The sequence below is a fragment of the Peribacillus muralis genome (assembly GCF_001645685.2).
In the GTDB taxonomy this organism is placed as follows: Bacteria; Bacillota; Bacilli; order Bacillales; family DSM-1321; genus Peribacillus; species Peribacillus muralis_A.
The window spans coordinates 2,453,114-2,469,107 of sequence record NZ_CP017080.1; the positions used below are offsets into that span (position 1 = coordinate 2,453,114).

At 38.8% G+C, this 15,994-nt stretch carries 17 protein-coding genes and 2 pseudogenes; 1 reads left to right on the forward strand and 18 read right to left on the reverse strand.

What is annotated here, in order from left to right; all coding sequences use genetic code 11:
- Positions 1-577: 577 nt before the first annotated feature.
- From speD to ABE28_RS11975, 14 genes and pseudogenes are all read right to left on the reverse strand, one after another.
- Complete coding sequence (speD, locus tag ABE28_RS11915; protein ID WP_064465004.1) at positions 578-1,408, reverse strand: adenosylmethionine decarboxylase; 831 nt, start codon at positions 1,406-1,408, stop codon at positions 578-580.
- A 173-nt stretch (positions 1,409-1,581) separates the two neighbouring features.
- On the reverse strand, positions 1,582-2,244 hold the full coding sequence (locus ABE28_RS11920; RefSeq protein WP_064465002.1) for an ABC transporter permease: 663 nt from the start codon (positions 2,242-2,244) through the stop codon (positions 1,582-1,584).
- Positions 2,245-2,260: 16 nt separating this feature from the next.
- Positions 2,261-3,178, reverse strand: a complete 918-nt coding sequence (locus tag ABE28_RS11925; RefSeq protein ID WP_064465000.1) for an osmoprotectant ABC transporter substrate-binding protein — start codon at positions 3,176-3,178, stop codon at positions 2,261-2,263.
- Between the two features lie 11 nt (positions 3,179-3,189).
- Positions 3,190-3,843 carry an ABC transporter permease gene (locus ABE28_RS11930; protein ID WP_064464998.1) on the reverse strand — a complete coding sequence of 218 codons (654 nt, stop codon included), beginning with the start codon at positions 3,841-3,843 and terminating at the stop codon, positions 3,190-3,192.
- Positions 3,844-3,855: 12 nt separating this feature from the next.
- Positions 3,856-5,010: a betaine/proline/choline family ABC transporter ATP-binding protein gene (locus ABE28_RS11935; RefSeq protein ID WP_064464996.1), complete on the reverse strand. Its 1,155-nt coding sequence runs from the start codon at positions 5,008-5,010 to the stop codon at positions 3,856-3,858.
- 204 nt (positions 5,011-5,214) lie between these two features.
- Positions 5,215-6,225, reverse strand: coding sequence for an acyl-CoA dehydrogenase family protein (locus ABE28_RS11940; RefSeq protein WP_257390782.1), 1,011 nt, complete (start codon positions 6,223-6,225; stop codon positions 5,215-5,217).
- A gap of 5 nt (positions 6,226-6,230) precedes the next feature.
- Positions 6,231-6,389: a hypothetical protein gene (locus ABE28_RS25730; protein WP_257390783.1), complete on the reverse strand. Its 159-nt coding sequence runs from the start codon at positions 6,387-6,389 to the stop codon at positions 6,231-6,233.
- Positions 6,390-6,877: 488 nt separating this feature from the next.
- A pseudogene (locus ABE28_RS25045) lies at positions 6,878-7,569 on the reverse strand (MFS transporter); the annotation flags it as partial.
- 199 nt (positions 7,570-7,768) lie between these two features.
- Complete coding sequence (locus ABE28_RS11950) at positions 7,769-8,428, reverse strand: molecular chaperone DnaJ (protein ID WP_156775750.1); 660 nt, start codon at positions 8,426-8,428, stop codon at positions 7,769-7,771.
- A gap of 714 nt (positions 8,429-9,142) precedes the next feature.
- Positions 9,143-9,568, reverse strand: a complete 426-nt coding sequence (locus ABE28_RS11955) for a VOC family protein (RefSeq protein ID WP_064464990.1) — start codon at positions 9,566-9,568, stop codon at positions 9,143-9,145.
- Between the two features lie 211 nt (positions 9,569-9,779).
- Positions 9,780-10,177, reverse strand: a pseudogene (locus ABE28_RS11960) (GNAT family N-acetyltransferase).
- Between the two features lie 194 nt (positions 10,178-10,371).
- Positions 10,372-11,049: an NAD(P)H-binding protein gene (locus ABE28_RS11965; protein WP_064465312.1), complete on the reverse strand. Its 678-nt coding sequence runs from the start codon at positions 11,047-11,049 to the stop codon at positions 10,372-10,374.
- Positions 11,050-11,113: 64 nt separating this feature from the next.
- Positions 11,114-11,689 (reverse strand): histidine phosphatase family protein, encoded by a 576-nt coding sequence (locus tag ABE28_RS11970; protein WP_306807293.1) that lies wholly within the window; start codon positions 11,687-11,689, stop codon positions 11,114-11,116.
- A gap of 9 nt (positions 11,690-11,698) precedes the next feature.
- Entirely contained in the window at positions 11,699-12,022 is a 324-nt protein-coding gene (locus tag ABE28_RS11975; protein WP_257390564.1) for an avidin-fold protein, read from the reverse strand.
- A 247-nt stretch (positions 12,023-12,269) separates the two neighbouring features.
- Between ABE28_RS11975 and ABE28_RS11980 the strand changes: the two genes are divergently transcribed.
- Complete coding sequence (locus ABE28_RS11980; protein WP_064464988.1) at positions 12,270-12,791, forward strand: DUF2179 domain-containing protein; 522 nt, start codon at positions 12,270-12,272, stop codon at positions 12,789-12,791.
- 42 nt (positions 12,792-12,833) lie between these two features.
- Here ABE28_RS11980 and ABE28_RS11985 read toward each other — a convergent pair whose 3' ends face one another.
- The 4 genes from ABE28_RS11985 to cls form a co-directional block, all read right to left on the reverse strand.
- A complete protein-coding gene (locus tag ABE28_RS11985; RefSeq protein WP_064464986.1) occupies positions 12,834-13,112 on the reverse strand; it encodes an HNH endonuclease in 279 nt (92 codons plus the stop codon).
- A gap of 15 nt (positions 13,113-13,127) precedes the next feature.
- On the reverse strand, positions 13,128-13,526 hold the full coding sequence (locus ABE28_RS11990; protein WP_064464984.1) for a hypothetical protein: 399 nt from the start codon (positions 13,524-13,526) through the stop codon (positions 13,128-13,130).
- 64 nt (positions 13,527-13,590) lie between these two features.
- Positions 13,591-14,346, reverse strand: coding sequence for an exodeoxyribonuclease III (locus ABE28_RS11995; RefSeq protein WP_064464982.1), 756 nt, complete (start codon positions 14,344-14,346; stop codon positions 13,591-13,593).
- A 74-nt stretch (positions 14,347-14,420) separates the two neighbouring features.
- Complete coding sequence (cls, locus tag ABE28_RS12000; RefSeq protein WP_064464980.1) at positions 14,421-15,926, reverse strand: cardiolipin synthase; 1,506 nt, start codon at positions 15,924-15,926, stop codon at positions 14,421-14,423.
- Between the last annotated feature and the right edge of the window lie 68 nt (positions 15,927-15,994).

Consider the following 15,994-nt stretch of genomic DNA (forward strand, 5'->3'; position numbering starts at 1 on the left):
TTCATTAAAATAGGCATATACAGCTAAATATCAGCTTAAAAAAGTTGATGACTTACATGAACTGGACCTCAATTGTGAGGTCCAGTTTTGCTTGCAAAGATTTTTTCCTGAACAGTAGAAAAATAAAAGCAGTAATGGTAATGAGGTAGAGTAAACCATATTGGATCTATTGGTGCTCATCTGAGTTTACTCCAGCAGTCGGTTATACAATTTGATATTTTGGGATGATGCTTTGAAAAATGGTATACACTCAATACCCTCAGGAGATGTACTCAATTTTTGAACTAACACAAAATCTCCCACAGGAAACCATGACGATTTTTTAATTCGATGTCATGTATTCTTCGAGACTGGAGGTTGAAGAGTATCTTTCAAAAAAAGCGAAAAAAGCCGACAAGAAGGAATAATTTCTGGAATGATAAAGAAAAGCTCGTTCCACTGATGGGATATTATGTATTTTGTTTACATCGTGAATAAAATCAACAGTAGTGTAAAGAACGCACTAATTTCAAGACAAAAAAAGACAGTGGGCAAACTCGATATCATCGAGTTTGCCCATGCTACTATATCAATTTCCTTAAATGTGTTTTTTCCCTTTTGGATGGGGAACATTGGCTCCATAAAAAATTTCATCCATTTCGGTTTGGAGCCTTTCTATTATTTCCTGCCGCTCCCCTGAATTTAGTTTTTCCTCCGTATACCCGAATAAATAATTATTGATATCGAACCTTTTCAGCTTACATTTTGTATGGAATATATTCTCCTGGTATACATTCACATCAATCATGTCATATAGTCCCTTCACTTCTTCAGGAATATAGTTTTGAATTGAATTGATATCATGATCAATGAACAATTTTTGACCGTCTTTATCCCTCGTGAACCCTCTTACCCGATAATCAATCGTGATGATGTCGGTATCGAAGGAATGGATAAGGTAGTTAAGAGCTTTAAGAGGAGATATCTCCCCACAGGTCGAAACATCGATATCAGCCCTGAAGGTGCTAATACCTTCATTTGGATGAAACTCGGGGTATGTATGAACGGTAATGTGGCTTTTGTCGAGCTGCATGACCACATTATCCGGTAATGGACCTGGTGATTCCTCGTAAGTACCGGTAGGCACCTCGACGACAGGACCTTCTGAAACAAGGATCGTTACACTGGCCCCTTGGGGAACATAATCCTGCTTGGCCGTATTCAGTACATGTGCCCCGATTAAATCCGCTACGTTATGCAAAATTTTCGAAAGTCTTTCTGCATTGTACTGCTCGTCGATATAGTCCAGGTAAGCCTCTCTTTCTTCCCTTGTTTTCGTATAGCATATATCATACATATTAAAACTTAACGACTTCGTCAAATTATTAAAGCCATGCAGTTCGATTCGTTGCTCTGGTGTCAGTTTCATGATCGATTCCCCTTATATATTTTTTCACTCCCCTTATAATTACCCTTTTTCATAAATAAAAAACTAATCAAGCTATACTGATCTCCGTTCATGATTATCCCGTCCCGGCTACTATGTAAAACGACCGATGCATTGAGCTGCATCGGTCTCCTTTTTAGCTGTTTTGTTATACATTAGACTGTATGAATCTTTTTCTTTTTTATCGGTGAAAGAGCTCGTTCCATCCATCCTAGTAATAGATCTGAAAGGATGGCCATCAATGCCGTCGGAATGGCACCGGCGAGAATGATGGCTGTTCCATTCGAAGCATTCGTTCCCCTGACGATGATATCGCCTAGGCCGCCAGCGCCAACGAAGGTACCAACTGCAGTGACTCCGATTGCAACGACAAGCGCTGTTCGTAACCCTGCCATGATGACGGAAAGAGATAATGGCAATTCGACCATTCTTAGTAGCTGGAATTTTGTCATCCCCATTGATTTTCCCGATTCCAAATAAGCATGATCTATACTCGTAATCCCGACATACGTATTTCTCAGGATCGGCAGTAAGGAGTATAAGAACAAAGACACAATCACTGTATTCGTTCCTAATCCCATCACTAGCATAAGGAGGGCCAGCATAGCAAGTGCTGGTGTAGTTTGTATCACATTCGTTATCGAAAATACCCACGTACTCAATTTTTTATGCTTAGCGATGAAAATGCCTGCCGGTATGGCTATGATGGCTGCAAATAATACACCGTAAGCGGACATTAAAAAGTGGCGATAAAACTCGGTAAGCACATACATCCAATTTTGCGAATAATACGTTCCGAGCTGTTGTAAGGTTTCCATCTAATAGCACCTCCCGTTATTCAAAATAGTGATGCGCTTTAAGGAATTCCGCTGCCACGACTGATGGTTCCTTCAAGTTCCCATCCACTTCATAGTTCAGCTCCTGCATCGTTTCCGTATTAATTTCACCAATTAACTTGTTAAGCTCGTCTTCTATCTGCGGGTACCGCTTCAATAATTCTTCAGTAACCACAGGTGAACAGTCATAGGGCGGGAAGTATTGTTTGTCATCTTCCAAAAGCTTCAAGTTATTAACCTTAATTCGGCCATCTGAAGAGTATGCAAGGACAATATCCATCTGCCCGCTTTTGACGGCATCATATACGAGACCAATCTGCATCGGGTATGTTTCGCCAAATTTCAAGCCATATGTATCGACGAATCCTTGATATCCATCGCCTTTTCTTTTCAACCACGCGCTATCGACACCTAATCTTAGCTCACCTGCATCGTTTTTTAAATCAGATATTTTCTCATAGCCTTTATTCTCGGCCAATTCATTTGAAATTGTAAAGGCATATGTATTATCAAATCCATAGGAATCAAAAAATTTAAAACCATATTGCTTCTTGAATTCCCTTTGTACAATTTCCAGCGCTTTTTCTGGGTCTTTTTCGATTTCCTGCCCAAGAACACTTGTTAAGTCCGTACCTGTGTATCTAGTTGCAGCAATATCGATATCACCTGTTTCCATCGCTTTTTGCTGAACGAAATTCGAGCCAAGATTTTTAATGATTTTCGTTTCGAGGTCCGTATTCCGCTCAAGTAGCTGAGCGATCATGTTTGCCAAAATTTCGGACTCCGTCATGCTTTGAGCACCAATCTTCACCGTAGTATTTGACGAAGAACCCAATCCAGGCAAGGAACACCCACTGATGATCAAGGTACAAGCCAACAGGGCGATTATCATTGAACTTTTTATTTTATTATGCATGGTATTCCTCCTCAAGCAGCTTCCTTCATTCCCTTTAATCCTTTTGGTACGACTTTTCTTTCTATGACCGAAAATGCAAAATCGACGAGGATGGCCATGATGATGACGGGAACGGCCCCAGCGATGATATATTCCGTTTGGTATAAATTCAAACCGATGAAAATGTAATCACCAAGTCCTCCCCCTCCTATGAAGGAAGCCAAGGTCGCCCAGCCTATTAAATAGACGGAAGCCGTGCGAATCCCTGCCATGATGACGGATAAGGCAAGCGGAAATTCAACAAGGCGAATCCGCTCCCAGCTTGTCATCCCGATGCCCCGGCCGGATTCCAGTAAATTTTCATTTACTCCTTTAATGCCTGTATATGTATTCCTGAGTATGGGTAAAACAGAATAGAAAAATAATGCAATTATTGCGGGTGTTTTACCTACGCCTAGGAAAGGAATGAAAAAAGCTAGTACTGCAAGACTTGGTAACGTCTGCATAATATTAGCAATTCCGATTATAAAGGAAGCACTCCTTTTCATCCGGGTCAACAAAATGCCAAGCGGGACGGCGACAATTATTCCAAGAAACACGGCGATCAATGATATGTATAAATGTTCCCATGCCTTAAAAATCAATTCTTGCCAGTTCGTTTGTAAAAAATCGAGCAAAGTTTCCATCTTATGCACCTCCTAGAACATTTCAACCATTTCAGCTATTTGATGTTCTTCCTCTCCCCAAATGCTGTCATAAACGATGTCGACTAAAGTTGCCCTAGTTACAATTCCGACCAAATGTTTATTGTGGTCAACTACCGGCACGTATTTAAATCCTCGCTTCAGTATCTTCTGAACGGAATCACGAATTAAAGAATCTTGATTCACTGAATAAACTTCTGTGTTGATCACTTCACTGATGAATGTAGCTTTTTTACGGAATTCACTGATCGTTTCTACATCCACGAACCCCTTCAAAACATTTTGCTCATCGATTACAAGTAAAGAATCCACCCTTTTCTCACGCATGATCTTGATGGCATCGTTTAGGGACTTTTCCTCAGTAATGGAAATCGGATTACGGCTCATGATCTGTTCCACCAACTCAACATGCGGTCTTGTTTGAAGCAATCGATCCTTACCGATGAATTCTTCGACGAATTCATTCACAGGGTTTCTGAGAATTTCATCCGGTGTCCCCACTTGAACGATTTCCCCAGCCTTCAATATGACAATCCGATCCGCTAACTTAATCGCTTCATCCATGTCGTGAGTAACAAAAACGATGGTTTTATTTAGTGTACGTTGGAGATTTTTGAATTCCTCCTGAAGGGCATCACGGGTAATCGGATCAAGTGCACCAAATGGCTCATCCATTAAAATAAGTGGCGGATTGGAAGCAAGTGCTCTTAATACACCAATTCTTTGTTGCTGACCGCCGCTCAATTCGTGTGGATACCTCTCTAAATATTCAGGACCCATATCGACAAGCTGAAGTAATTCAAGCGCGCGTTCTTTTTTTCTCTTTTCTTCCCATTTAAGGAGTTTTGGAACGAGCGTGATATTTTCCAGTATCGTCATGTGTGGGAAAAGTCCGATTTGTTGAATGACGTACCCGATTTCCCTTCTTAACTGCACCGGATCTTTATCCATTATATTTTCGCCATTTATCAGAATCTGGCCTTCCGATGGTTCAATCAGACGGTTAATCATTTTCATGGTCGTCGTTTTACCGCAGCCACTTGGACCAATGAAACAAATGAACTCCCCTTTTTTTATGTCCAATGAAATATTATTTACAGCCTTTTTGCCTCCCTTATAGATTTTCGATACTTTTTCGATTTTTAACATAACAAGCACCTCCATCTTTCATGTACAATTACAAATTTTACAAAAATATTACCTTTTATAAGCACAGTCTGTTATACCCATACCTTAAAACTCGTAAACATATAAAATATAAAAGTCTAGTTCTTTATATTTATATTGAAAAAAATGGAACAAAAAAACCACCTTTAAAAAAGGCAGTTAATAGAGTCAAGTTATGAACATGTGTCAAAACCCGCCATGATGGGCAATGAGGTTTTTCACGGTTTCATTCGATCCAAAATGGAAGGATGCCTCAGAAATGTCCCGATGACGTTTGATAATTTTATCATCACTCCTATGGCCGTACCCATCATGCAACTGCATGCACCTATCAGAAATTCGCTTGGACATTTCAGTGATCCAATATTTGGCCATCAAGACCTCTTTCATGATATTGTCTCCATTCATATGTTTACAGATCAAATCATCTACAAAAGTACTGCCCACTTGAATATCGGTCGCTATTTCAGCAATGGTAAACCTTGTATTTTGACACTGACTAATGTTTTTATTAGAACCTTTACTGTCCATTATATATATCTTCGTCAAGTGAAGCATTTCCTTTGCTGCCATTAGAAATCTAATCGCACACATAAGACTTTCCTGCTGTAGATATTGATTGAAATATGATAAACCTTTACCTTCTTCACCGAGGAGGCTGCTAACAGGTACTGCTGAGTCATCAAAAAAAAGATCCGCTGTTTCCAAGCCAGTCTTGCCATCTTTTACTAGCTTCCTCCCCTTAGTCAATCCTGGAGTATCTTTGTCAACCAGCAGCAAACTGATTCCGTCAAGACAAGATCCGGCTCCAAGATCGTTATTACAGGCTACAATCATCAAGTCGGCGCTATAACCATTCGTGATGATTGTTTTGGCTCCATTTATCCGATAATACCCATCTTTTTTGAAAGCAGTGGTTTGGATATTCGCTAATACAGGACACACATTCCTCTCTGACAGCGCAAAAGCAGATTTCATCTCTCCTGAACTGAATGCAGGTAAATATTTATGTTTTTGCTCCATTGTTCCAAATGAAGCGATATAGCGGGCCGCAATCTCTGAATCAATGAATATTGCTGCTAAACCAGATTCGATCCTTTCCAATTCCTCTGCCAGCACAACTGAATAGACAAAGTCCGATCCAAATCCACCGAATTCCACATCAAGCCATGGATTTAAAAATCCGTTTTCCCCCATTCTCTTCAAAATGAGCTTGGTATTGCCCCCTCTTGTTCCCATTGATCATAATAGGGAACTGCCTCCTTATGAAGAAATTCACGAAATGCCTGTCGATATGATAAGTGATCTTTCGTGAAGAAGGAACGTGAATCATCCTTATTGACCGCCAAAGCGTTAACCATAAGTAAACCTCCATTCGCAAATGTTTTCGGTTAGTTGCAACATTCATAGTAATTAACAGTTCTGCTCAAAGAAAAAGAAGAATGAAAAATGTAAGCGGTTACTAAATTCGACTTTCTAATGGAAAATATGGTGTACAATGTTCAAGTTCAACAAAAGTATCTAATTCCCTTTTATACATCTATTTTTTTATTTGGAAATTATTGTTTATAGGAGTTTGTTGACTTTGGTGTTACTACCTGATTTATTGAAGGTTTTAAATATATATTCTGACGAGGTTATTATTAAAATATCAATAAGATACGTAAGGTGTGTTCCTTCAGGAATACTACTTCCTGACCATTATTTCTGTTAATAGCTCGTGTATTTCATTGTTGAATTACCTTATTACTACCTTACAATATGACCTGGCCTTATAATGCTTGGAGTTTTTTTTGCCCTATTTTAAGTCCATTTGGTTATTTGTTTGAAACACGTCCGAATTGATTGGTTAGACATACCGTATTACCGCCAATGACGTTAATATTGCTAAACTACCCGATAAGAGAAAGGCTGCTGTATATGTACCTGATACTTGGTCAAGGTATCCAGTTACAGTTGGATCCAGTATTCCAGCTGTATTGGCTAAAAAGTGCATGTAACCTCCAACTGAACCAACATTTTGATGATTCACAACATCCTGAATGATCGCCCAGTAAATGGAACCGATTAAATACAAGAACAATAACGATGAAGCCACTAAACTTACAGCTCCTATGATTGTTGTTACAATTCTTGCAAGTCCAATACACACAGCAGAAATGAACAAACATGTAACCAATACAACCTCACGAGAAAATAATACTCTTTTTTCAGCGAACTTCTTGTATATTAAATCCGATAAGAATCGCCTTGAAGCTAACCCCATAAACCAAATACCCAGGGAATGACTGTAACAACACTCATTTCTTTGACATTTAAGTCATGAGTATCTAGTAAATAACTAGGAAACCAAGTTAAAAAGAATAATAGGATATAAGAATAAGTAAAGGATGTAAATAAACCTGTTTTTTGTTTCAAATAATAGCTTAAAGGAATTTTTTCATGTGAGGAAGCTTCATTAACATATTGTAGATTGCTTCGAATAGCAGCATGATTGACTGCTGGTTTTTCTTTACTAAATAACCACCAAGTATTAGTCCATGCATGAAGATAAAGGGGCAAAAGATATAAAAGTCAAAACGAATTAAAAACACATAAGTTGCATAACTACAAAAAAAAGGTTTTAAATATATATTCTAGCGAGGTGTTTTTTGTAATATTTTTAAACTTCTTTTCAGCTTTGCTTGCCATAAAAGCAAAACAAAAAGGTCGCTTCTACGACCTCATTTTGATAAATGAATCATGTTCCTTTGTTGCCATTTCTGAAGTTATCGTAATCAGTCTTAATGTAATGAAACACCTTTGAATTACCGTTATGGTCAGGATGCGTTATTTTTAATAAACCTTTATATCCTGCCAATACCTCTTTAACAGTTGCCTTTTTTGAAAGACCTAATTTTTTGCTATAATCATCTGATTGTGCAATGGGGAACGTATGGTTATGACCCGTTTGATTTTCCTTCAGCTTCCCTAGTTCATTCCGTAATTCAATATTTTCCGTTAACAAATCCTTCACTTCATTTTGCAATTGGCTCTTCTCATTCCTTAGGATGACAACTTCCTTTTTGTACATCTCCCTTTGCTGAATTAATGTTTTTTTGGCAGTTTCATGAAGTTCTTCCATTCCTTCTATATGTGTATCTTGTACTTGGTTTTTTAATTTTAGCCGATAGATGATTTCGTCCTTATTTTGAACCTTTACCTCATTTATTGGCAGCTTTTTAACCATGTCTTCAATATTAAATCCAGCATCTTTCTGACTTTTCCCCTCGTATTTTATCCTGCCTTCAGAGAGCCAGCGCCTGACAGTCTGTATACGAATCCTTTCTGAAACCCCTGCATCCTGTAACAGATCAAATGCCAGATCTGTGTCATCCGATGATCCTGTTTTTCTACTCACATTGCCTCCCTCATATTTTATCCTTCCTTCTCGCATCCAACGCCTGACAAATTGTATACTGTTACTTTCTGTTACACCCGCATCCTTTAACAGGTCGAAAGCTTGATCCGTGTTCACATTTTTCACCTTTCCTTTTACATGCCAAGTCATGTTTTTGCAATGTTGCAATCCATGGGTCTGACTTAGTCCCTGGCGCTATAACGAGAAAATAGACTTATGCTCCAGAGAATTATATATCACTTCGGAATTGTTATGTATTCGGCAGTTTCCTTCATTATCCGAAGCCTACTCTTTCAAGTAAAGCAGTTGCTCCAAATCCATAATATGTGCTGTATAGCCGATGCGTAATTCGCTGCAGTCAGCCTTAGCAACCTATTTGCATTACCTTTTACATGATATCATAGCTGCTTTTCATCCAAAGAACAAACAGATAAAGAATGAATGACAGATATCACAGCTTGATAACGAAAGCGTTTCAACAGCTATTATGAAGACTCTGCCTAGTATACTATTAAGAAAAGGCCACTATATTGATATAGCCCATAGGATATATTCGAAAAAAACCCAATCTCTCAGTGGTGCAAATGAGAAATCGGGACCAATTCTTTCCACCATATGCTTAAGGTTTGACCATGGCAATGACTTTTCACCATCTCTCTCCTTATTGATACTATAGTAATTATAACGATTTGACTTTATAGCGCATATAAAAAGTTATTTTTGGCCCTCTGTGTAAATTTGAAAGGTAATACCGAATTTGTCTGTGACAATTCCATAAGCAGGGCTAAAAAAAGCCTCCTGCAACGGCATTTTCACTTGTCCTTTTTCCGATAAGGCTTCAAAGATCTTGGTTGATTTCTCGATATCGTCAGTTGAAAGGCAAATCGTAACTTGATCTCCTGTCTGACTCATTTGCCCTGGGAATGTATCTGAAAACATAAGATCCGTTTCCCCAACCTTCACCATTGCATGTGATACAAGTTCCTTCGCTTCCTCTGGTAAAGGAAATTCCGGGTTTTCTGGCATTTCCCCGAAAGTTTGCGTAAAAAGGATTTTGGCGTCCAATGCTTTTTCGTAAAATTCAATCGCTTCCTTTGCATTACCGTTCATCATTAAATAAGGCGACAATCGCATGTTCATAGTAAAAAACCCCTTTGATTCATATTTGTTGGTGTAAAACCCCGAGTGAATTCCTGGGCTCCGTTATTAATGGAATGCACCTATACCATTATTACCCATGGTTTCATATTACAATAAGGAACATTTGTTCGTCAACACAAACTTATGAATAACAGATAAACCTTGATTTTCTTGTTACCTTTCATCGGTTGTATCAAAAGTAGAAGATTCCTCACTCATCATCACTAAACCTCCCCATCATAATGGAATTATAATATTTGCCATCTGCTAGAATTTTGTCATTTTTTAAAACCCCTTCCACTTCAAAATCATATTTTTTATAAAGATTAATAGCGATATCATTGGTTTCAAGAACGATTAAAGTCATTTTCTTGATTTCATTTGAGTTTGCCCAGTCTATGGATTCTTTTAACAGGCTTTTTCCTATACCATATCCCCAGAATTCTTTTAATGCACATACACCAAATTCCACTTTATGAGACAATTTTTTTATTAACTTCAGCTACTAAAAATAAGTTATTAATACTTTGTGTATCCTCTTTAATTATTTGTTTAAAACTTGCTTCATCTAACATCCTTATCCAGGGCAGACCTTATCATATAGTGCATGTTATTGACTTCATATTTTCTATGATTGATTTTCATTACGTCCCCTCCGTGTTTAAGCGGATAAGAGTACTTTTTTTAAGTATCCAATTAATTAAAAGCTTTATCATTCAAATACATTTCCTTTTTTCACTAAACACAAATCCATTATCTTGAATATGATAAAACGAGCCCTTTAAGGCTCGTTCGTTGATTGCTTACTGATCAATCGAATCTGCAAGCTTCTCGATATCGTCAGAAGGATGAATGTGAAGGCCTGCGGTCGATGTTTGGGCTGCGGCATACATGGCTGCGGCTACCTTTTTCGCTTCTATGGCACGATAGGGTCGGAGGGGTCCAATGAAGATGAATTGGGCGGTGGAGATCAATAAACCTGAAATCTTCTCACCTGCCCTGAATTCATCCCGGTCGCCAAGAAGTAAGGAGGGGCGAAATATATGGACTGATTTCAGACCTAATTGCTTAAGCCCGTCTTCGACGTCGCCCTTCACACGACTGTAAAAAAAGGCTGATTTTGAATTGGCTCCCATAGCCGTTATGACAAGTATTTTCTCGACATTGCAGCTCTTCGCGATTCTCGCCGCTTCCATAAGATAGTCATAATCCACTTTACGAAACGCTTCTTTTGATTTTGCCTTCTTGATTGTTGTACCCAAGCATATAAACACATCCGTGACGTTAAATAAATGTGCAAAAGAAGATAAACGTTCGAAATCTACAGTATGTAACATGCAATTCGGTTCATTAATTTCCACATTCCTTCTTGTAAGCAAGTGAATTTCCTTATAAATATCGCTTTTACTTAGTTGTTTGACGAGCTGGGTACCTACGACCCCCGTTGCCCCTAAAACCATTGCTGTCTTCATATTAATCATGATTTCCTTCTTTCCTTCATGAGCTGGCAATAGGCGTCCTTCATTTCATTTATCTTTGTTAGCATTATGATAAATGATTTATTTGATTGAAGTCTTTAATGATCCATGAATCGACCTCGAATCTTATCGTGCTCAAGCATGCATTGGACAAACGCATATCATTGGATACAATTGATTCGTTGGACATCAACCGTAATATGAAATGAATGACGGCTCCGTGTGCAACAAGTATCACTTTCTTTTCTGGATATTCCTCCTGGATTTCTTGCAGTCCCTTCATCAGCCGGCTAGTGAGTGCCTCCTCGCTTTCCTGGCCAGGATATGCTTTAGCTTTGAATGTTGCCTTTCTTTTTGCGGCTGTCAATCCTTCAGCGGCTCCAAAATTCTTTTCAATGAATTCGATTTTCTCAATTACCGGAACATCCATATAATGAGCAATGATATCAGCCGTTTCCCTTGCCCTTATAAGCGGACTTGTAATGATTACATCCCAATTCTCTTTTATCAAGAATTCACCACATTGACGAGCCTGTATCCTTCCGAGTTCATTCAAAGGAATATCTGTCTGACCCTGCAGTTTTCCCTGTGCATTCCAATCCGTTTGGCCATGCCGTACTAAACAAATCGTCGTAATTGTCATCAAGCCTTTCTATATTGGATTAAGTTGGCTTTCCTGTCCTTCAATAATTGAATATCCTTCGGCCTCCGACCCTACCCATTTTTCATGCAATCGTATTCTCCCGTCAGTCAATATCTCTTGGTGGAAAAACAGCTGCCGCCTCTTTTTCTTTGATATGATTGTAGCGGAATTGAAGAGTCCTCTCAGGGTGCCTTTCATAATTTCACCGCCCTGATAGCTCCCTGAAATAATGGAACCTTCCTGTGCATAATGAAAGGACGTACTGCCCGATGCTTCTCCGTTTTCTGTTTGACTTTTTCCTTTAAAACCCCGCCCGTCATGATTAATCATCATCAATCCTCCAATGATTGATTTAGGATAATCATACCAAATTCCCACAAAAAAGAGTATGTTGAGATTCGTTAAAAAGATAAAATATGATTAAATTCCTTCTCGAAAAACGGACACAAAAAATACATAATATTCCCATTGAATTTCGTTAATGAATTGTGGTTAGATTATGGAAGATGTTACATGTGGGATGGTCATCCCCAATGCTCAGACATCGGAATATAACTAGAAGATATGGTGAGGTGCTCTTTTGAAAGAAATACTTCTGATTTTACTTTTGCAACTTATTTACGTACCGATTTACACGTTGCGAACCATTTTCTTAGTGAAAAATATCACCGTTCTTGCCTCGATACTGGGCATTGCAGAAATGTTAGTGTACGTTTTTGGATTATCGCTCGTATTTGGCGGTGACCAAAGCATCCTGGCCATGGTTGTATATGCCGTCGGTTTTGGAATCGGAATTATTTTTGGAACGAAAATTGAGCAAAAACTCGCCATCGGCTACATAAATGTAACCGTCAATACTCAATCCAAAAATGCACAGTTAGTCGATACGCTTAGGAACAATGGATTCGGTGTCACTCTCTATACAGGTGAGGGCAGGGATAGCAACCGTTTTCGAATGGAAATCTTGACGAAACGAAACCGTGAACAAGAATTAATCGCAACCGTAGAAAAATTCGAACCGAAGGCTTTCATCATTTCGTATGAACCGCGTTATTTCAAAGGCGGATTTTTACTGGATCGGTTGAAAAATAAGGCAAGCTAAAAGCAAAAAGGGAAAGCCCTCTCTCATGATGGCTTTCCCTTTTTATTTGGTTTTTGATTTTTTTATTTTCACTGCTTTCGTTGCCGGCTGTTTTTTAATCCACTTTATATATTTTTTTAAAGAGTCATCATCCTTTAGCAATGCTATCGTATAGAGGCGGATGGCTAGCTCCTTATTTGAATATGACGCGTGAATCTGTTTATGGCATGATTTACAAAGAGCGGCAGTCGGTAAATGACTGCCGCCTTCTTCTCTTGGTATTAAATGATGAACGGTCAATTCTATCCCATCTCTTTGACAAAGCTCACAATTACCTATCATTATTAAGCACGTCCGTTAAGGCTTAACGGATTTCCCTTCCTCAACGATATGAAACATCAAATGGGCAAGGTGATGGACGGGCCCGTAGTCTTCTTCATCGTCTTCTTCCACTTCTGCACTGTCATTCATGCCTTGCAAATAAAGCGCCATGAATTCATAAAAATCAGGTTTAGAAAAGGAATAACAATCACTTGGATCTTGATCACCTTCTTCATACTGTAAAACCAAATGAGATAAATCCCCCTCATCATCTTCAGCATCAAAAAAGACGAAATATCCGATATTAGTATCCAAATCAAATAACCTGCGAAATCCACGGGACGTCGTTTTTTCAAACTCAGCGGCTGTCAGTTTTTGCACCTGCATGCTGTCTACATTATCTTCCTGATGGAAACCCACGATGAATGTCTTCATCACATTACCTCCTACCTGAATATCGGTAATCAATAGTATCCCCATTTAACAGGATTTATCCAAATTAAATATTTGCTTCCAAGATGACCGGGCAATGATCGCTGCCCATGATATCACAGTGGATGTTTGCATCCTTGAGAGAATCGGACAATCGTTTTGAAACGATGAAATAATCGATTCTCCATCCAATATTCCGCTCTCTTACTTTACTCATATACGACCACCAAGTATAGGCACCTTCCTGTAACGGATAAAAATGGCGAAATGTATCGATAAATCCTGCATGAAGCAACTCAGTCATCTTACCACGTTCTTCAAGCGTAAAACCTGAATTGCCGATGTTAGGTTTTGGGTTTTTCAAATCGATTTCCTGATGTGCGACATTAAGATCGCCACAAAAGATGACCGGTTTAACCATGTCGAGCCCCTTAAGGTACTCGATCATCGCTTCTTCCCATTCGAGACGATAATCGAGCCTCGTCAAATCCCTTTTGGCGTTTGGTGTATATACATTCACCATAAAAAATTTCTCGTATTCGAGGGTGATGATCCTTCCTTCTGGTTCCTCGGTCAAGTCGCCTACACCATATTTCACTGAGAGCGGTTTTTCCTTTGTAAAGATGGCAGTACCTGAATACCCTTTTTTCAACGCATAATTCCAATATTGATGGTACCCTTCAAGTTCAAGTGAAATTTGCCCTTCTTGAAGCTTCGTTTCTTGAAGACAGAATATATCCGCATCAACGTCTTTAAAATAATCTAAAAATCCTTTCTTCACACAAGCCCTAATTCCATTTACGTTCCAGGAAACCAATTTCATGTTTTCTTAAACTCTCCTTATATCCGTTAATTTCTTTTCTTATCCACTATACTATTTATCCGATTTTTTTCCCATTAGAGTACATTGGAAAACAATCTGGCAAATGATTCTTTTGAACGTTCGAGCATACTGCGATTATTATATTCAATGGGGTCAAGTTTTTCACTATCCAGCATATCTTCCTTATAATGAGAGATAAGATCACCGATGGAACGGCTGCCCATAAGGAAGACATTGACTTCGAAATTCAGATGAAAACTTCTCATATCCATGTTTGCCGTGCCGATGGAGGCGATATCGCCATCAACGATGATGAGTTTCTGATGTAAGAAACCTTTTTTATACGAGTAAACTTCAACGCCATATTGAAGCAGCTCCCCGAAATAGGAGCGGCTGCCGTATTGTGTCAAGAAACCATCATTTACCGCAGGAACCATTAACCTAACCTGGATTCCTTTTACGGCCGCATGTTTGATAGCTGCTTTGATCGCTTGATTAGGCACGAAGTATGGACTGGCAATCCAAACTGATTCGGTAGCGTTATTGATAAGTGCATAGTAAAAATCACTCATGATTCCCTGCTGCGTATCGGGCCCGCTAGCCACCACCTGGACAGCTCCGTCCCCTTTTCCGCCTTCGCTTTTCAGTTCCGGACGCTCTTGCAATACATCTTCGCCACTGACATATTCCCAATCCAAAAGAAAAACGGTATGAAGCATATATACCGCTTCCCCTTTAAGGACCATATGTGTGTCCCTCCAGAATCCAATCTCTTTATTTCTTCCTAGATACTCCTCACCGACGTTCAAGCCGCCGACAAAGCCAATCTCTCCGTCGATGATGATGATCTTCCGGTGATTTCTGAAATTGAATTTTTGATTGAAAAATCCATTTTTCAAAGGAGAAAACGGAAAGGCTTTTATACCGGCATTTTTCATTCGTTTAATTTCGTTATTCGACAGCTTTAAACTGCCGGCTGCATCAAAAATGAATAAAACTTCCACTCCAGCTTGTGCTTTTTCAATGAGGATATCGATTATTTCCGTGCCAAGCCTATCTGATCGAAAAATATAATACTCAATATGAATGAACTTTTCTGCCTTTTTTAACTGTTTTATGATTTCCGTAAACGTTTCATTGCCATTTTTCAAGACTTCCGTTTTGGAAGACGTACTGATAGTGGTCTCAGAAGCATTTTTGGCAAACGCTGCAAACGATTGCTGGTGATTATTCAAGAATGATAAATCTGGAGCTGATACCTGTTTTACAAGGCTCTTCCATTCCGCTCGATCTCGTTTCCTTTTGGTTTGATATAAATAACCTTTTAAATAGAGTTGTCCTGAAAATAAATAAAACACATATCCGAAAACAGGGAAAAACAGCAGGACGTACATCCATAATAGCGTTTCGTGCGCAAATCGATTTTCGAGCATGAGGGAAAACATCGTTACGAACATGACAAATATATATAATCCCATAAAAAACAGCTTCATATCAATGCTAACTTGCGTAAACAAAATTACGTAAACAGCAGCGATTATTATAAATAAAAATATAATTTCCATTCTTCTTCTTTTCATCTTTTCATTCTCCTACACAGCAATTTTTTATATACATATAATCCATATACCCATAATTGATGGCAAAA